The organism is Spirosoma taeanense (assembly GCF_013127955.1).
In the GTDB taxonomy this organism is placed as follows: domain Bacteria; phylum Bacteroidota; class Bacteroidia; order Cytophagales; family Spirosomataceae; genus Spirosoma; species Spirosoma taeanense.
Window position 1 is genome coordinate 1,291,457 of record NZ_CP053435.1, and the last position, 17,647, is coordinate 1,309,103.

The window sequence follows — 17,647 nt, forward strand, 5'->3', positions numbered from 1 at the left end:
TTTTAAAGATAAAGCAAAACGCAGTTTCAAATCCGCTATCCGTCAACGATTCGGCAAATCAATGGTAATATTTATAACAAATAACCGAATGAATCCAGTTTATAAACCAATCCCTGATCAGTGGGTAATACCTTGCTGCCCAGTTAACAGACAATTATCAGGTTACTAGTCCAGATGTTCATGCCAGATGACCTATCAGCCGAATTGCCCTTGCTGCAACTCTTTGATGCGTTGCCGGACGGCATCACATACGTAGAAGCAGTTCGGAATGAGCAACGTGAGTTAAAAGATTTTCGGGTTGCTTACATGAATGCACCGGCCATAGCTATGGCCGGTGATGCTTATCCGACTGGGTCTGGCGCGCAGTTTTTAAGGCACAGCCAGCCCGACGGCCTGTTTACCGACATGCTGTTCCAACAGTATGCCGAAGTGCTTACGTCCGGTCAGGCCCTGTCGTTTTCATACTGGTACCCTGCCGGGAACCGACACATTACCGCCCAATGTCAAAAGTTTAACGACGGTGTGCTGAGTGTCATGCGGGACAGTACAGAGCAGTATCGGGCCGACCAGCAGCGGCTGGCCGATCTTCTGGATGCTTCGTTCGATGGAATTGCAGTGTATCAGATTATCGAAAACCCGGCCGATCCGGCTGTCCGCTTTGCCTATAGTGAGGTGAATCGGGCGTATCGGCAGATGGCGGGTCTGGTGGGCGACGAGGCTTTACCGCCGTTTCCCGGGCCAATGGAAACCGAACTGTTGCCGATACTTCACCAGGTAGCCCATACGGGCCAGCCGCAGCAGACGGTTGTACAAAATTGGACCAATCCGCTCAACATCTGGTATAAGGTCGTGGTAATTAAACGGGATCAGGAGCTGGTAGGAACGTTCCAGGACATAACCAATAACTGGCAGTGCGAACTGCTCAACACTGTTCTGGAGCATACGCCCAGCGGTATCTGTGCCGCCGAAGCTATTCGGGACGAAACCGGGGGTATTCTTGATTTTCAGGGTATCGTCGTGAACGATGCTGCTTTGGTGCAACTGGGCCTGGAGCGCGAAGCGGTGGCGCAATCGACCGCCCGTCAGCTTGATCCGGCGTTCGAAACCTCGGGACGCTTAGCTACTTTTCAGCGGGTGCTGGAAACCGGCGAGGTGTATCGGATGCAGTATCTGCACACGGCAACCAACCGCTGGATGGAACTGATTGTGTCGCGCATGGACGAGGAAACGCTCATTGCTGTTTTTACCGACGTAACGGCTATTCGGCAGGTTCAGCAGAAGCTCGAACTGTCGGTCAGTGATCTACAGCAGTCGAATGCCAATCTGGAGCAGTTTGCCTACGTCGCCAGTCATGACCTGCAGGAACCTTTGCGCAAGATTGTTAGCTTTGGCAATATCCTGGCCGATCAATATGCTGCCGGACTCGGGGCCGATGGAGTTGACATTATCGGGCGCATGCGGTCGGCTGCGAGCCGGATGCAGAGTCTGGTGCGCGATGTGCTGGCCTATTCGCGGCTAACGGCCAACGAAGACGCCTTTCAGTTAATTGATATGAATCAACTGATTCAGGGCGTTCTGGTGGACCTTGAAACCGCAATCGTTGACCGGCAGGCGGTGATCGAGGTAGCCCCCATGGGCGAGCTGCGGGGCGATGCGCTGCAGCTGCGCCAATTATTCCAGAATCTGATCAGTAATGCGCTGAAGTTTGTCCGGGCGGGCGTGCAGCCGCATATCACAATCAGTTACCGCCGAATATCGGCCCTGGAAGCGCCGGTGCCTATATCCGCGATCGATCAGCAACTAGTTTTCGATCTGATTGAGGTAACGGATAATGGCATTGGTTTTGAACAAAGTCAGGCCAGCCGGATTTTTCAGGTCTTTCAGCGGCTGCACGGCCGTTCGGCCTATGCCGGCACGGGTATCGGACTGGCTATTGTTCAGCGCGTTATTGAAAACCACCGGGGATACATTGCCGCCGAAGGGCGTCCCGGCGAAGGCGCTACGTTCCGCATTTGTTTTCCCGTTCACAAGAATAGATAACCGTTCTACCCTCAGTTTTATACCGGTTTCCAGCGGTTCTTTCGTTACTTTGACGCCTGGATCAACCTGCCTAATTCATGCGTAACCTTGTTCTCCTGATCAGTTTATTAACGCTTGCTTCGTGTAAACTCGAAACGCCCGGTGTTTTTTCGGTCCAGTTTGCCGCTGATCCTACGGCGACGCCGGTTGCTCCCGGTCAGATTGACGAAGCCTCGGGTATAGCCGATAGCCGTAGCCAACCTGGTAATCTCTGGATCAATCAGGACAGCGGCACCCCGGCCGAGCTGGCTTTGCTGGGATACGACGGTCAGGTAAAGGGTAGGGTAGCCATTCCTCAGTTCGGCAATCGCGACTGGGAGGAGATTGCCATCGGCCCGGGCCCCAAAGACGGAACAAACTATATTTATATCGGGGAAATCGGCGACAACGACGGTCAGCAGCCCATCAGTCAGATTTACCGGCTGCCCGAACCAGCTAATTTACAAACGCCCGTTACGCAGGTAGAACGGATCAACTTTCGCTATCCCGACGGACCGCGCGATGCTGAAGCCATGTTCGTTGACCCGCAGACGAAAGACATTTATATCATTACGAAGCGCGAGCAGAACGTACACCTCTACAGCCTGCCATACCCGCAGAATATAAATGAGGTAACTGTGGCGCAGTCGTTTGGTGAGCTACCATCGTTCGGTCAGGGCCTACCGTATTACGTAACGGGGGCGGCTATCTCACCCGATGGCAGCGAAATTCTGGTTCGTACCTATACCGGGCTGTTCTACTGGAAACGGAACGCCGGCCAGAGCATCGCCGATGTGCTTCAGCATGGCAACCGGCGTTCACTGACAGTTCGGCTGGAGCCGCAGGGTGAAGCGGTTTGCTTTACCAAAGACGGCAGAGGCTTTTTCACAATCAGCGAGCGAGCCAGCGCGTCGTCGGTCAGTCTGCTGTATTACGCCCGTAGGTAATGCCCACTGCCGCCGTTATCGGATCTGGAATTGCTGGCCTGGCGGCTGCCATCCGACTGGCCGTTAAAGGCTACGAGGTTGAAGTGTTCGAGGCCAATGACTATGCCGGAGGAAAACTGTCGAGCTTTGAGAACACTGGTCCGGATGGGGGACTCTATCGCTTCGACGCCGGGCCGTCGTTGTTCACCATGCCGCATCTGGTCGATGAACTGTTTAGGCTGGCAGGCCGCAACCCAGCCGATTATTTTGAATATATTCGTTTAGACGAGACCTGCCGCTATTTCTGGGACGATGGTGCCCGCCTGACGGCCTGGGCTGACCACCACCGCTTCGGGCAGGAGATAGAAACCGTGCTGGGCGAACCCGCCGAACACCTGCACGCCCACCTGCGCGACAGTGCGGTTAAGTATAACGTAACCGAGAAGCTGTTTCTGCACCGGTCGCTTCATAAAGCCGCTACCTGGCTCAATCGTGATGCCCTGCGGGGTTACCTTAATCTGCCCCGGCTGGGCGTGTTTGGCACCATGAACGGTGCAAACGAACGCCGGTTCCAGCATCCCAAGCTAGTGCAGCTATTCAACCGATACGCGACCTATAATGGCTCTGACCCTTACCAGACGCCCGCTACGCTGAATATTATTCCGCATCTGGAATACAACATTGGCGCGTTTTTCCCGAAAGACGGCATGATCGGCATCACCCGCAGTCTGGTGCGGCTGGCCGAAGACCTGGGCGTTCGGTTTTACTTTAACACCCGCGTTACGGAGATCGTGACGAACGGAAAGAAGGTGGTGGACATCCGCACCGTTCCCAAGCGAATAGGTTATCCGGTAGACGTCGTGGTGTCTAACATGGATGTGGTGAGTACGTTTCGTAGACTATTGCCCACTGCCCGGCAGCCGGAGCGGATTCTGCGGCAGCCCAAATCCAGTTCGGGGTTGATTTTTTATTGGGGCATCAACCGGCAGTTTGCCGAACTGGGTCTGCATAATATTTTCTTCAGCAACGATTACCGAGCGGAATTCGACTGTCTGTTTAATCAGCAAACCCTGTCCGACGACCCGACGATTTACCTGAATATTACCAGCAAACACAAGCCCGACGACGCGCCCCCCGGTTGCGAAAACTGGTTCATTCTGCTCAACGCGCCGAACAATACCGGCCAGGACTGGGACGCCCTCATTGCCCAGGCACGTCAGAATGTTATCCGGAAGCTTAGCCGCAATCTGGACGTTGACGTTAGCTCGCTTATTCAATCCGAGTCTGTACTGGATCCCCGCAGTATCGAAGCCCGGACCTCGTCGTCGCAGGGCGCGTTATACGGCAACAGCAGCAACAACCGGTTTGCGGCCTTTCTGCGGCACGCCAATTTTTCGCGGCAGTTCAGCAACCTGTTCTTCGTGGGGGGCAGCGTGCATCCGGGTGGCGGGATTCCGCTTTGCCTGCTTTCGGCTAAAATCGCGACGGAACTGGTAGAAGAAATCCGGTAGGTGGTTTATCGTTTTTTCTATCTTGCCGTATGGATTCCTCGATTCTGATTATTGTGCTGAGTTTGTCGGTGCTGGTTTCGTATGCATTCGACTTATTCAGTAGCCGATTCAAGACCCCTTCGGTGCTGCTCCTGCTGCTGCTGGGCATGCTGACCCGGCAGGCTACCGATTACGCGGGTGTGCAGGTTCCTTACGTGAACACTATTCTGCCGACGCTCGGCACGCTGGGACTAATCCTGATTGTTCTCGAAAACGGTCTTGATCTGGAACTCCATACCGAAAAACTGAGTGTTCTGCGCCGGACGTTGCTGGCCTCCCTGTTATCTATAGTGGGAACGACTCTGCTGCTGGCCGGGGTGCTTTATGTGCTGCTGAACGATTCGTTTTATCACTGCCTGATGGCAGCCTTACCGTTTTCCATTATCAGCAGCGCCGTTGCCATTCCGAGCGTATCGAATCTGTCGGCGGGGCAGGCTGAGTTCGTCATTTATGAATCGGCCTTCGCTGGAATCCTGGGCGTATTGGCCTTTAATTTTCTGCTGCTCAGCCGAAACTCCGTATGGGAAGCGATTCTGCTGTTTGCGCGCGATACGCTCGTAATGGCACTGGTTTCGCTGGGGTGCTGTTTTCTGTTGCTGTATCTGATCGGGCGGATTAATCACCGGATTAAGTTTCTGCCCATTATCTCTGTCTTGTTTCTGGTTTACGCCATAGCTGAAATCAATCATCTCTCATCACTGCTGCTGATTCTGATTTTCGGGCTGTTTCTCAACAATACGGAGCTGTTTATTCGCGGGCGACTGAGCCTGGTTCTGAAAAACGATCTGTTTGAGAAAGAACTGGACCAGCTTAAAAACCTGACGGCTGAGGGCGCGTTTGTGGTGCGGACTTTTTTCTTTCTGATTCTGGGCTATGCTGCTGTGCCGCAGGAGTTGTTTGATAGAGATGCTTTGATTGTCAGCGGTATCTTTATGGTCGTAATCATCCTATGGCGGTGGCTGACCCTGCGGACAACGTATCCGGGCGCGTCCAAACCGCTGTTATGGGTTGCCCCGCGCGGACTTATCACGATATTGCTGTACCTCAACATACCCCAGGACCTGCGGTTGCTGGGTTTTCGCGAGGGGATTCCGATGCTGGTGGTTGTTTTATCGCTGCTGGTCATGACGGTAGGGGTATTGGGGTACAAATCTTCTTAAGCCGGATGCCCACGTCCGGCTAAATCAGACAAAAGCCCGGTGTGGGAGGCCGGGGAAAACGATTTTAGGTGCTCGATCTATGAAAAACGTCTCTGCATTGCCGCTCATGCTGGTCGTTCTGCTTGGTTTCTTGGTGAGTTGCAGCCGAAAGGCTGAAGAAGACCTGACGCCGGTGAACACTTATCCCCGAATCCGGCAGATTGTCTATCAGGAACACGAAGGCATTTCCAGCACGGTCCTGAACGGGTACCTGACCAATCCATTGGCCCTGGATACGGCTCCCAATGCCTATTCCGCTACGTTTACCTATGACAATCGGGGGCGGCTAATCACCGAAACGAACCAGAAGCTGACTTATTCCACTACCCGGGTTCTGCGTTCGGCTCAGAACGCCAGTCTGGGTTTTGACACGCTCTACCTGAACCCGCAGGGCTTTGTGCAGAAAAGCGTCATTACCTATGCCCGGAATAATTTCCTGACGTCGGTGAAGCAGTACGACGCCGATGGGTATCTGACCAGCGAACAGGCGCAGTTGCTGGACCCCTGCTATGGCTCACGGCATCAGGCCGCCATTTCGCACACCATCCGGAACGGCAACCGGGTGGCTACTAGTGTTCAGGAGCAAATGACTGGAACGGTAAGCATACAGACGCAGTATGAGTTCGATGAGTCGCAGCCGAACACGGGGCTGGGCTTCGATACGTTCAAGGTGTTTTCCAACTGCGCGGGAATGTTCAGTGCATATGGCAACCCAAGCACGGATCTGTATGGAAAACTCAACCGGAATCTGATCCGGAAAGCGACCCGCACCATTAATGGCGGAGCCGTCACGCAATATACCTATTACTATACCTTCGACGAGAAGAAACGGGTCAAAACCCAGATCGTTACGGCTCAGCAGCCCAACTCGTCGGTCTACGCCATCAACCGCCGGGTATATACCTACCTGGACTAAATCTCCCGGTAGGGAGACGCTGATAAATACCGCCAGAAGGAAAACCAGCGCCGGTTTTTGAGGTATGTCAGATCGGCATCATGCGCGTAGGCCTCGCGCTCAAAACTAATGTTACGGTAGGCGGTGTAGTGATTGCGGTACTGCAGTCGCCGGATCAGGTATTCAAGAAAATACCAGATGTAAAAAGGCAGAATCCCCAGCTCAATCTGCTGGCGCAGATGAATTCGTTCGTGGTTGAGCAAAATAGGGCCGGGGTTCAGCTGGCGCACCAGAATGAACGGAAACAGGGCCATACCGTCAGGGCCAAGGGAAGGAAGATAGATAATCCGCGCCTTTTTTCCCATGCTTGAATAGGAGGTAACGTCGGTAGTTACCAATTTTGCCAGCTATTACCGGGACCTTTCTGCGATGAGGTCTCCGATGAAATGACAAAAAAAGGATTACTCCGGTTCGCTACATGACTCTGACACTAATTATTCTTTTTACTGTTGGCTACACACTCATCACGCTCGAACACCCGATTAAGGTCAACAAAACGGCTACCGCGCTTATAACGGGTGTAGTCTGCTGGGTGGTGTACGCGATGATGGGACCGACCGCCGAAGAAGTTGGTCATCATCTGGGCGAACACCTGTCAGACATTGCCGAGATTCTGTTTTTTCTGCTCGGGGCCATGACCGTCGTCGAACTGATTGACGCGCACGATGGCTTTACGCTCATCACCGACCGCATCGCGAGCCGCAACACCCGTACCCTGCTCTGGATTATCAGCCTGCTGGCGTTCTTTATGTCGGCGCTGCTGGATAACCTAACAACGGCCATTGTTATGACCTCGGTGCTGCGGAAGCTGGTACGTAACGCCGAACAGCGACGCATCATGGCGGGCATGGTGATCGTGGCGGCCAACGCGGGTGGAGCCTGGTCACCCATCGGCGACGTAACAACAACCATGCTCTGGATTGGCGGGCAAATCACGACTGTCCGGATTATCAGTTCGTTAATCGTTCCGAGCCTGGTGTCGCTGCTGGTTCCACTGGCGATTCTGACGATGCTGTATAAACCTGAAGAACAGGCGGCTACGCTGGGCATCAGTCGGCCTTATGTAACCCCAACGGCCCGGCGCGAACGACGCACAATGCTGGCAATCGGGCTGGGGGGGATGTTATTTGTGCCTATTTTCAAAACCGTTACGCACCTGCCGCCATACATGGGCATGATGCTCGTGCTGGGGCTGATCTGGGTCGCGTCGGAATTACTGCATAGCGACAAAGACGAAGCCGAGCGGCAGAAATTTACGGCTGCCTACGCCCTGAGCCGGATTGATGCGTCGAGCGTGTTGTTTTTTCTGGGCATTCTGCTGGCCGTCAGCAGCTTAGAGGCCACGGGGGTATTACGTGCCCTGGCCGAGTCACTGAGTCAATCAGTGGGCAACCTGGATGTAATTGTTCTATTGATTGGCCTGGCGTCGGCCGTTGTCGATAACGTGCCGATTGTGGCTGCGGCAATGGGTATGTATGACCTGGCTACGTATCCGGTTGATAGCAAGCTGTGGGAGTTTCTAGCCTATTGCGCCGGCACCGGCGGCAGCATTCTGGTTATTGGTTCGGCGGCTGGTGTGGCCGTAATGGGCATGGAGCGGCTGGACTTCGGCTGGTATCTGGTCCGGATCAGCTGGCTGGCGCTGATTGGTTACGTAGCCGGGGCCCTGACTTATCTGGCGCAGGTGGCCGTATTTGCCTGAGTCAATTGCGTGTCCGGTTACGTAAAACGAAAACGCGGCCCCTCCATCGAAAGAGCCGCGTTTTCGTTTTTGACAGACGGGTTTATGAATTAATAATCTCTCCCCCGTTGATGTGCATGACCTGTCCGGTTATGTAGGAGGCATCTTCAGAGGCCAGGAATACGTAGGCGGGCGCTACTTCGGCGGGCTGGCCGGCGCGCTCCATGGGCGTGTCTTTACCAAAATTGGCTACCTTCTCCGGGTCGAACGACGCCACAATCAGCGGTGTCCAGATGGGGCCGGGCGCAACGGCGTTCACCCGGATGTTCCGCTCAACCAGGTGCTGCGATAACGAGCGCGTAAAGGCCGTAATGGCCCCTTTAGTGGATGAGTAATCCAGCAGGGTTTCGCTGCCCCGATACGACGTTACCGAGGTTGTATTGACAATGCAGTCGTAGGCATCCATGTGCGGCAGGGCGGCTTTAGTGAGCCGGAACATGGCCAGGATGTTCGTTTCAAACGTTGCCACCATGTCCTCGTCGTTAATGTCGGTCAGTTCTTTCTGGGGGTACTGAACGGCCGCATTATTCACCAGAATATTTATCCGGTTGAACTCGCTGAGTACTTTGCCAACCGCTTCCCGAATGAACGACAGCTTACGCAGATCGCCCGGAATGAGCAGACTGCGACGACCTTCCGCTTCGATCAGTTGTTTGGTTTTCTGCGCGTCTTCTTCCTCCCGGGGGTGATAGATGATCGCCACATCGGCGCCTTCACGGGCGAAATGTACGGCCACCGCCCGGCCAATGCCGCTGTCGCCACCCGTAATCAGGGCTATTTTATCTTTGAGTTTATCCGAGCCTTCGTAGTCGTCGCGAATAAAAATCGGCTGCGGGTGCATCTGGGCCTCGATACCCGGCTGAGCTTCCTGTTGCTGAGCAGGGGTTTCCATTTCCATTTGTTGCATGACGTATAAGATTTTTGGTGTGCCGTTTTCAGCCTCTAAAGCGCTCAAGCTGAAAACAGAGTTGGTTTAGCCATTGATAATTGTGCCGCCGTTGGGGTGAATGACCTGTCCGGTTACGTAGGAAGAGTCTTCAGAAGCCAGATACACATAAGCCGGGGCTACTTCGCAGGGCTGACCGGGGCGTTTCATCGGTACATCTTTGCCGAACATGGCTACTTCTTTGGCCGAAACCGAAGCCGGATTCAGCGGTGTCCAGATCGGGCCGGGCGCAACGCCGTTGACCCGAATTTTCTTCTTGGCCAGGTTCCCGGCCAGCGCGCGGGTGAAGGCCATAATGGCACCTTTCGTAGAGGAATACTCCGGCAAGTCGGCGCGTCCCTGGTAGGCCGTCACGGAGGTGGTGTTGATGATGCTGTCGCCCTCATGCAGATGCTTCAGAGCGGCCTTGGTCACCCGGAAAAACGAGTAGATGTTCGTCTCGTACGTATTCACCAGGTCCTCGTCCTGCATTTCTTCAAACTTCTTGTGCTGAAGCTGTATGGCGGCATTATTGACGACAATATTGAGCTTTCCGAAACGCTTGATGGTTTCTTCGACGACTCGCTCGCAGAAATCAGCCTGCTTCAGGTCGCCGGGCAGTAAAAGAATTTGCCGACCTTCGGCCTCGACCAGCTCTTTGGTTTGCTGCGCGTCTACTTCCTCGCGTTCGGTATAAACAATGGCTATGTCGGCACCTTCCCGGGCGAAATGTACGGCCACCGACTGACCAATGCCGCTGTCGCCACCTGTTATGAGGGCTACTTTGTCTTTGAGTTTATTGGTGCCTCGGTAGTTGTAGCGAATCACTTTCGGCTGGGGGTCCAGCTCGGCCTGTATTCCCGGCTGAACATCCTGATGTTGAGGAGGAATCTGGGTTTCCATAACGTTACGTTTGGTTGTCTTTTTTTCTTAGTAAGCCAAAAGCAACGGTGGATGTTTTCAGAAACCTATTGAACCAGTAGTTTTTGAGTGGCGATTTTTATGAGTAATATCGTAGCGTCAATGCATACACCCCATGACTATCAACGGCGATGCCAAAGCTGCTCGGACCTACGATGCCATTGTAATTGGCTCGGGTATCAGTGGTGGCTGGGCGGCAAAGGAACTCTGCGAAAAAGGCTTGAAAACACTCGTTCTTGAACGTGGGCGCGATGTTCGGCATATTGTGGACTACCCCACGGCAACGCTGAACCCCTGGGACTTTCCGCACCGGAACCGGATGCCCGAAGCCTTCGACCAGGAGAATCCAATTGCCACCAAATGCTATGCACTGGACGAAGCTACCCAGCAGTTTTTCGTCAAAGACGCCGAGCATCCTTACGTGCAGGAGAAGCCCTTCGACTGGATTCGGGGCTATCAGGTGGGCGGGAAATCGCTTATCTGGGCGCGGCAGACGCAACGCTGGAGCCGGTTTGATTTTGAAGCGAACGCCCGCGATGGAGCTGCCATCGACTGGCCTGTTCGTTACGCCGATATTGCCCCCTGGTATAGCCACGTTGAAAAATTCGTCGGGATCAGCGGTAATAAAGACGGTCTGGAGACGCTGCCCGACGGCGAATTCCTAAAGCCCTGGGAGCTAAACTGCGTTGAAAAGCACATCCAGAAGCGGGTTGCTGAAAATTATAAAGACCGGCACGTAATCATCGGCCGCTGCGCCCACCTGACCGAACCGAAGCAGATTCATTATGATCAGGGGCGGGCGCAGTGTCAGGCGCGGCATCTGTGCTACCGGGGCTGTCCGTATGGCGGTTACTTCAGCAGCAATTCGTCGACTATACCGTGGGCGGCTAAGACGGAAAAACTGACGTTACGCCCCGATTCGATCGTGCATTCGATCATCTACGACGATGCGAAAGGCAAGGCTACGGGCGTTCGGGTGATTGATGCGCATACGAAAGAAATGTCGGAGTATTACGCCCGCATTATCTTCGTCAATGCCGCCTGCCTGAACACTAATCTGATTCTGCTAAATTCCATTTCGCGTCGGTTTCCGAACGGACTGGGCAATGATAACGGGCTGCTAGGAAGGTACGTAGCCTTCCATAATTACCGGGGCAACATCGTCGCTGACTACGAAGGGTTTGCAGACGGTTATTTCTATGGCCGACGCCCGACAACGGCCTTCATGCCCAACTTTCGTAACGTTGACCGGCAGGAAACTGATTTTCAGCGGGGCTATATGGTCGCCTTTAGCGCGTCTCGCGGCAACTGGCAGCGGGGCGCAGGTCAGGAGGGGTTCGGCGCTGAGTTTAAGGATAAGCTAAGCGATCCGGGCGCGTGGCACGTATTCATGATGATGCAGGCCGAAACCGTACCCCGTTATGAAAACCACGTCCGGCTCAGCACCGATCATAAAGACCCCTGGGGTATCCCGCAACTCGTTACGTCTATTGGCTATACCGACAACGACGTAAAGGTGATGAACGACTTTCTGACGCAGGGTGCCGAGATGCTGGAAAAATCGGGCTGCATAAACATCCGCCCCTACGACGATCATCGCAATCCCGGCCTTGATATTCACGAAATGGGAGGTGTGCGCATGGGCCGTGACCCGAAAACGTCTTTAATCAACGCCCATAACCAACTGCATGCAGTGAAGAATGTGTTTGTGACCGACGGAGCGGCCATGACATCCACCGGTACGCAGAACCCATCCCTTACGTTCATGGCACTGACAGCCCGGGCTACCAACTACGCAGTCGGCGAAATGAAGAAGAAAAATCTATAAGGGTTTCCGTAAGTTGCTGTGGCCGGAACGTCATCAGTTGACTTCGGCAAATCGCATGCGGAACAATGCGCCATTCTGATACCTGACTTCAACAACGCCCGATAGCTGCTTGCAGAGGGAGGCCACGAGTTGTTTGCCAAACGACTCCTGACCATGCTCCTCCCAGTCGTCGGGGGCAATGCCGGGGCCATTGTCCTGCACTTCCAGAAATAGCCCTTGCTGCTCGTGCAAACGAATACGTAGCATCGGACGGCTAACCGATTCATAAGCGTGTTTGAACGAGTTCGTTACCAGCTCGTTGACGATCAGGCCAATTGGAACCGCGATGTCCACTTCCAGCCATTCTTTGGTGATGTCCAGGTGTAAATCGACTTCGTCGGGGTAGTAGCCATACGCCTGCATCAGACTATTCGCCAGATCGCTGAGGTAGTCCCGCATGTTCACGGTCGTTACGTTGTCGGTCTGGTAAAGCCGGTGGTGAATCAGGGCCATAGCCTCCACGCGCTGCTGACCCGTTCGGATTGCCTGAGCGACCCGCTCGTCGGTCAACTGATAGGATTGCAGACGCAGCAGACTTGAGACAATGGCCAGGTTATTTTTGACCCGATGGTGCAGTTCCTTCATCATTAGCGCCATCTGATCAGATTGATGCCGTATCCGTATCCGACTGCTTCGTATCGACTGGTATTGCCAGAACAGCCCACCGAACAGAAAAATCAATAGGCAAAGTCCGGCCGTCAGGTACGTCATCTGTCGTCGTTCGCGCCGGTTTTCTTCGGCTAGCTGACGAATACGGGCCTCTTTCCGCTGAAATTGATAGGTGGCCTCCAGCATGGCAATGGTCCGGGTTTTTTCGACGTTCATCAGGGAGTCCTCACGGTCTTTCCATTCTTCCAGGAAGCCAATGGCTTTGGCGTAGTTTCCGGCAGCCCGGTAAGCCATATAAGCCGCTTCTAGCGAGTTGAACAGCCGGTGAGGATCGTTGACAAGGCGGCTCAGGGCAAGGGCTTTGTCGGCCGCAGCCATTGCAGCGGGTTGGTTACCCTGCTGGCGATAGGCCCAGCTTAAATTTCGGTAGGCATGCTCCAGTCCCGTCAGATTATGCTGCTGTTCATAGAGCGGAACAGCCATCTTGAAAAACCGAATAGCCAGCGTAAAATTCCGGTCGGCATCCATCAGAATCTGACCGTAGTTTGCGTACGAAACGGGTAGATAGGAGGGATTCGGGTGGTATTTTGTTTCAATGGCTATCGCCTGCAGATAATTAACTCTTGCGGAGTCGAACTTGTGAAGGTCCCGGTAGGAGATGCCCAGTGTATTATAGGCGCGGCTTAGTTCACTGTAATTTCGGCTTTGAAAGGCGAAATGCCGGGCCATGTCTGCATATTGCAGGGCTTTTTGGGTGAGAAGCCGCACGTTTTGAGCATCACCCATGCGCTTATACGTCTGTGCGAGCAGGTTATACACGTGAGCAATGCCATCCCGGCGATTCTGCGACTCAAAGAGCGGAAGGGCTTTCTGCGCATAATAAACGGCTGAATCGAACGTGCCCTGGTTACGCATGACCGCCCCAATCAGCGCGTAGCCGCGGGCCAGGCCGTAAGGATAATGAATCTGCTGCGATTGACTGACGATCTGGCGGCTGAGGGCATTGGCCGAGTCGGTGTTGGCACTAAGCAGATCGAATGCCGTACGGCACCAGCGGTTGATGGTAAGCGTATCGGCACGGGTTGCCGACTGTCCGGCGGCTACACTTACAATCAAGGATAAGGCAAGCAGAGAGAAGGTGAACCGAACGATTCCCGTTAAACGATGGACTGCTGTTGATGCCTGTATCATAAACTAATAACTCCGACTTTGGAGAAATCTACCGAAGTTACTACTTTAAAGCTGTTTGATAGATCAACATACAGTCCATTGATTTGAATCATTCTGTTAATTATCTGAGCGTCAGAGAAGAGTTACTTGCTCAGTGCCGGGCCTACGTCCAGCAGCGAATCAGTACGGCCCGTCAGGCTATGGAAGCGGCTCAGGAATCGGCCAATTCGGAATCGAAAAGCAGTGCGGGCGACAAATACGAAACCGGCCGGGCAATGGCCCAGCTCGAACGCGACCGGCACGCTCAGCTTCTGGCCGAAGCCCTGAAGCTGGAACAGGAACTAATCCGCCTGAACACCGAAAAAACCTACGCCACCGTCCAGCCCGGCAGTCTGGTCATTACCAGCCGGGGGCGTTTTTTTATCAGTATCAGCGCGGGTAAGCTCAACATTGATGGTAGCGATTACTTCGCGGTATCACCGGCATCGCCTATTGGTGTGGCCCTGGCAGGGCACAAAGCCGGCGATACCGTGCAATTCAACGCGATGTCGTATCAACTGACCGAAGTAGTCTGATCAAAACGCCCGTTCGCCACCAATCCAGGTCTGGCGTACTTTTGTCTGCCGTAGCTGCTCGTTCGGCGCCGTCATAATATCCCGATCAAGGATCACAAAATCAGCCTGTTTGCCCGGAGCGATGCTGCCCCGCAGGTGATCTTCAAAATTGGCGTAGGCTGCCCAGCGCGTCATCGCCAGCAGGGCCGACCGGCGATCAACGGCATTCTCAGGTTGGTAACCCCCGGTCGGGTAGTTTTTAGCGTCCTGCCTGGCCGTGGCTGCATGAAAACCAAACAACGGATTGACAGCTTCGACCGGAAAATCGCTGCCGAAGGCAATCAGTCCGTTCTGCCTTTGAAGGTCTTTGAAGGCGTAGGCACCTTTGACCCGAACCGGCCCAAGTCGGTCGGCAGCCCAGTACATATCCGACGTAGCGTGAGTGGGCTGTACCGATGGGATAATCGAGTACTGTTTAAACTTCCAGAAGTCTTCCGGCGAAACGACCTGAGCATGCTCGATGCGCCACCGCCGGTCGTTCGGTTTTTTAAGCAGTTTACCGTACAGGTCCAGCATCAGATGGTTCGCCGAGTCGCCAATGCAGTGCGTGTTAGCCTGAAAGTTCGAAGCATACAGCAATCTGGTTACGCGTTCCAGCTCGGCCGGGCTAAGAAGCAGGAAACCTGTTGTTTCGCGCCTGTCGCTGTAAGGCTTCCGAAGGCAGGCCCCGCGCGAGCCCAGAGCCCCATCGGCATACAGCTTGAAGGAACGAACCGTGAGCCGGTCGGTCTGGAACGGGCCGCGCTTCAGAAAATAGTTTAAATTCGGCTCACCCAGGCTAACCATAGCGTAATCGCGAATCTTGAGTTTCCCGGCTTTTTGCAGACTGTCGATAAGATTAATCTCATCGGGACTGATCCCCGCATCCGATACGGTGGTTAGGCCCAGCGATACACAAACACGCTGAGCGGCCAGCAGCATCCGGGCCTTATCCGCATTGTCGGGCCGGGGCATTACGCGCCTGACAAGCTGCATGGCGTTATCGACCAGCACCCCGGTTGGCTGATTATTGGCCAGAACGATCTCCCCGCCTGGCAGCTTCAGTCCCGGCATGACCCGCGCCAGCCGCAGGGCTTTTGAGTTCACAAGCAGGGCATGGCCATCTACCCGGGTCAGAGCAACGGGAATATTCGGAAAGGCCGCATCCAGCTTTTCCTTGGTTGGAAAGGATTTGTCAGCCCAGTCGTTCTGGTCCCAGCCCCGGCCGATGATCCATAAGGCAGACGGGTGTTTCCCGGCAAACTGCTTCAACCGATCAATGACCTCGTCGTAGGAGGCCGCTCCAACCAGATCGGCCTGATCGAGCATTTGGCCAAGGCCTAAAAAATGAGCGTGCGGATCGTAAAAACCCGGATAAACCGCCTGTCCACCAAGATCAACGGTGCTGTCGGCATCATATTCTTCCCGTAACGTCTGGGCTGAACCAACGGCCAGAAAGGAACCATCCTTGATGACAACCGCGTCGGCTATCGAAAAACTTGAATCGGCCGTATAGATGCGAGCATTAGAAATCAGTAAATCGGCCTTTTTCCTGGAGGAACAGCCCGATATCAGGGCCAGCAACGCCGAAAAGAGAAGGAAAGAATAGCGCATGGTTGACGAGTAAGAAAACATGCAAATTAAGTGAAAGTTGCCAAGTCAACCGGACAATGCGAGATTCTCGTAATTTTGACCCATTAGTCGCTCGTTATACAACATCCATGAAACTTAGTAGTTGGATTCTTTTTGTTTGCCTGCCTCTCTCGGCTTTTGCTCAACAACAACCCGGAAATGCTATCCAGCGCGCACAGCAACGAACCTATACCGTTGCTACCATCCCGCAACCCGGCGATTTACTCACGTTTCAGCAAGCGCTGGAGCAGGCCGTACAAAACAACTACCAGGTTCGTATCAACCGCTCGGAGGAAGAAATCGCCCGTAATAACTACACGAAAGGAAATGCGGGTTACCTGCCCTCGCTGACCTTTAACGGTACCTCGAACGGGGGCTTGCAGAACCTGTACCAGACGTATCTGCAAAACCTGCGTGATCCGTTACGGGTGCGGGGAGCGTTTAACCGCACTACCAATCTTGGCCTGAACCTGAACTACACCTTGTTTAACGGGTATGCACGCTCAGCTCTGTACACCCAGTTGCGGCAACTGGTGCAGATCAGCACCGTAAATACCCGCGCCAATATCGAAGCGACCATTGCCAGCGTGGCCACCGCCTATTTCGACGTTACCCGGCAACTGCAGCGGCTTATCGCCTTTACGCAGGCGCTCGACATCTCGCGGGAGCGGCTGGAACTGGCCCGGGCCAACTATGAAGTGGGTACTCGTTCGAAAGTTGACTTTCTTAGTGCCCAGGTGGATTATAACGTCGATAGCGCAGCTCTACTTTCGCAGCGGCAGGCACTTCAGACGGCCAAAATTCAGCTCAACACCTTGCTGGTTCGTGATCCGCTGACCGAGTTTGCCATCCGCGACACGATCATTGCCCGCACTGATCTGCAACTGGCTGGTTTGCAGCAGTCGCTTTCAGCCAATAACCCGCTGCTGACGGTAGCCGTGCTGAACCGAACGCTGGCCGACCTGAATGTGCGCTTAGCCAATGCACAGCAGTTACCGCTCGTAACCGCTCAGACCGGTTACAACTATCAGTTTATTGACAACCAGGGTGGCTTTGGCGTGAAAACAGGCCGGACGAGCGCGATTACCTACAACATAACGGCCACTATTCCGATCTTCAGCGGCTACAATCTCAAGCGGCAGATTCAGAATGCCCGCGTCAACACGATCATTGCCCAGAACCAGGAAGCTGACCAGCGCTTGCAATTGCAGTCGGCCCTGTCGCAGACGTATCAAACCTATGCCAACAGCCTGCAACTGCTGAATCTGGAGATTCAGAATAACCTGCTGGCCAATCAGAACGTAGATATCGCCTACGACCGCTATCGGATCGGGAACTCAACCTTTGTCGAATTCCGCGACGTACAACGTAACGCGATCAACGCCCAGACTCGCCTGATCGACGCTGAGTTCAACGCTAAAGCGGCCGAAATCGAATTACTACGGCTCAGTAGCACTATCACGCAGGAACTGGGTCAGTGAAAAAGTTGCCAGAGGAAGCT

The 17,647-nt window shown here is 54.1% G+C and carries 14 protein-coding genes; 9 read left to right on the forward strand and 5 right to left on the reverse strand.

All coding sequences use genetic code 11. The features are described 5' to 3' along the window. Positions 1-180: 180 nt before the first annotated feature. The 5 genes from HNV11_RS05540 (at position 181) to HNV11_RS05560 (ending at position 6,649) form a co-directional block, all read left to right on the forward strand. Positions 181-2,040 carry a PAS domain-containing sensor histidine kinase gene (locus HNV11_RS05540; RefSeq protein WP_171738722.1) on the forward strand — a complete coding sequence of 620 codons (1,860 nt, stop codon included), beginning with the start codon at positions 181-183 and terminating at the stop codon, positions 2,038-2,040. Positions 2,041-2,117: 77 nt separating this feature from the next. Further along, positions 2,118-3,005, forward strand: a complete 888-nt coding sequence (locus HNV11_RS05545) for a PE-PGRS family protein (protein WP_171738723.1) — start codon at positions 2,118-2,120, stop codon at positions 3,003-3,005. Beyond that, on the forward strand, positions 3,005-4,495 hold the full coding sequence (gene crtD, locus HNV11_RS05550; protein ID WP_171738724.1) for a 1-hydroxycarotenoid 3,4-desaturase CrtD: 1,491 nt from the start codon (positions 3,005-3,007) through the stop codon (positions 4,493-4,495). Before HNV11_RS05545 ends, crtD begins: the two co-directional genes overlap by 1 nt. A gap of 29 nt (positions 4,496-4,524) precedes the next feature. Then, positions 4,525-5,694 carry a cation:proton antiporter gene (locus HNV11_RS05555; protein WP_171738725.1) on the forward strand — a complete coding sequence of 390 codons (1,170 nt, stop codon included), beginning with the start codon at positions 4,525-4,527 and terminating at the stop codon, positions 5,692-5,694. 79 nt (positions 5,695-5,773) lie between these two features. Beyond that, complete coding sequence (locus HNV11_RS05560) at positions 5,774-6,649, forward strand: hypothetical protein (protein ID WP_171738726.1); 876 nt, start codon at positions 5,774-5,776, stop codon at positions 6,647-6,649. Here the strand turns inward: HNV11_RS05560 and HNV11_RS05565 are convergent. After that, positions 6,646-6,993: a hypothetical protein gene (locus tag HNV11_RS05565; protein WP_171738727.1), complete on the reverse strand. Its 348-nt coding sequence runs from the start codon at positions 6,991-6,993 to the stop codon at positions 6,646-6,648. The genes HNV11_RS05560 and HNV11_RS05565 overlap by 4 nt on opposite strands. Before the next feature lie 113 nt (positions 6,994-7,106). On the opposite strand from HNV11_RS05565, the gene nhaD reads away from it, so the two are divergent. Further along, positions 7,107-8,390, forward strand: a complete 1,284-nt coding sequence (nhaD, locus tag HNV11_RS05570) for a sodium:proton antiporter NhaD (protein WP_171738728.1) — start codon at positions 7,107-7,109, stop codon at positions 8,388-8,390. A gap of 82 nt (positions 8,391-8,472) precedes the next feature. Here the strand turns inward: nhaD and HNV11_RS05575 are convergent, their stop codons facing one another. Both HNV11_RS05575 and HNV11_RS05580 read right to left on the reverse strand, forming a co-directional pair. Next, positions 8,473-9,336, reverse strand: coding sequence for an SDR family oxidoreductase (locus HNV11_RS05575; protein ID WP_171738729.1), 864 nt, complete (start codon positions 9,334-9,336; stop codon positions 8,473-8,475). Positions 9,337-9,402: 66 nt separating this feature from the next. After that, positions 9,403-10,257 carry an SDR family oxidoreductase gene (locus HNV11_RS05580; RefSeq protein ID WP_171738730.1) on the reverse strand — a complete coding sequence of 285 codons (855 nt, stop codon included), beginning with the start codon at positions 10,255-10,257 and terminating at the stop codon, positions 9,403-9,405. Between the two features lie 133 nt (positions 10,258-10,390). On the opposite strand from HNV11_RS05580, the gene HNV11_RS05585 reads away from it, so the two are divergent. After that, on the forward strand, positions 10,391-12,103 hold the full coding sequence (locus HNV11_RS05585; RefSeq protein ID WP_171738731.1) for a GMC oxidoreductase: 1,713 nt from the start codon (positions 10,391-10,393) through the stop codon (positions 12,101-12,103). Between the two features lie 33 nt (positions 12,104-12,136). On the opposite strand, the gene HNV11_RS05590 is transcribed toward HNV11_RS05585, so the two are convergent. Next, positions 12,137-13,867: a sensor histidine kinase gene (locus tag HNV11_RS05590; RefSeq protein WP_171738732.1), complete on the reverse strand. Its 1,731-nt coding sequence runs from the start codon at positions 13,865-13,867 to the stop codon at positions 12,137-12,139. A gap of 158 nt (positions 13,868-14,025) precedes the next feature. On the opposite strand from HNV11_RS05590, the gene HNV11_RS05595 reads away from it, so the two are divergent. Beyond that, positions 14,026-14,496 (forward strand): GreA/GreB family elongation factor, encoded by a 471-nt coding sequence (locus HNV11_RS05595; RefSeq protein WP_240163787.1) that lies wholly within the window; start codon positions 14,026-14,028, stop codon positions 14,494-14,496. On the opposite strand, the gene HNV11_RS05600 is transcribed toward HNV11_RS05595, so the two are convergent. After that, on the reverse strand, positions 14,497-16,128 hold the full coding sequence (locus HNV11_RS05600; RefSeq protein ID WP_171738733.1) for an amidohydrolase: 1,632 nt from the start codon (positions 16,126-16,128) through the stop codon (positions 14,497-14,499). A gap of 107 nt (positions 16,129-16,235) precedes the next feature. Between HNV11_RS05600 and HNV11_RS05605 the strand changes: the two genes are divergently transcribed. Beyond that, on the forward strand, positions 16,236-17,627 hold the full coding sequence (locus HNV11_RS05605; protein ID WP_171738734.1) for a TolC family protein: 1,392 nt from the start codon (positions 16,236-16,238) through the stop codon (positions 17,625-17,627). The last annotated feature ends 20 nt before the right edge of the window (positions 17,628-17,647 follow it).

Bases quoted from the DNA above. Each gene is read 5' to 3' on its own strand.
- HNV11_RS05540 (WP_171738722.1), top strand. From the start codon at position 181: ATGCCAGATGACCTATCAGCCGAATTGCCCTTGCTGCAACTCTTTGAT.
- HNV11_RS05545 (WP_171738723.1), top strand. From the start codon at position 2,118: ATGCGTAACCTTGTTCTCCTGATCAGTTTATTAACGCTTGCTTCGTGT.
- crtD (WP_171738724.1), top strand. From the start codon at position 3,005: ATGCCCACTGCCGCCGTTATCGGATCTGGAATTGCTGGCCTGGCGGCT.
- HNV11_RS05555 (WP_171738725.1), top strand. From the start codon at position 4,525: ATGGATTCCTCGATTCTGATTATTGTGCTGAGTTTGTCGGTGCTGGTT.
- HNV11_RS05560 (WP_171738726.1), top strand. From the start codon at position 5,774: ATGAAAAACGTCTCTGCATTGCCGCTCATGCTGGTCGTTCTGCTTGGT.
- HNV11_RS05565 (WP_171738727.1), bottom strand. From the start codon at position 6,993: ATGGGAAAAAAGGCGCGGATTATCTATCTTCCTTCCCTTGGCCCTGAC.
- nhaD (WP_171738728.1), top strand. From the start codon at position 7,107: ATGACTCTGACACTAATTATTCTTTTTACTGTTGGCTACACACTCATC.
- HNV11_RS05575 (WP_171738729.1), bottom strand. From the start codon at position 9,336: ATGCAACAAATGGAAATGGAAACCCCTGCTCAGCAACAGGAAGCTCAG.
- HNV11_RS05580 (WP_171738730.1), bottom strand. From the start codon at position 10,257: ATGGAAACCCAGATTCCTCCTCAACATCAGGATGTTCAGCCGGGAATA.
- HNV11_RS05585 (WP_171738731.1), top strand. From the start codon at position 10,391: ATGACTATCAACGGCGATGCCAAAGCTGCTCGGACCTACGATGCCATT.
- HNV11_RS05600 (WP_171738733.1), bottom strand. From the start codon at position 16,128: ATGCGCTATTCTTTCCTTCTCTTTTCGGCGTTGCTGGCCCTGATATCG.
- HNV11_RS05605 (WP_171738734.1), top strand. From the start codon at position 16,236: ATGAAACTTAGTAGTTGGATTCTTTTTGTTTGCCTGCCTCTCTCGGCT.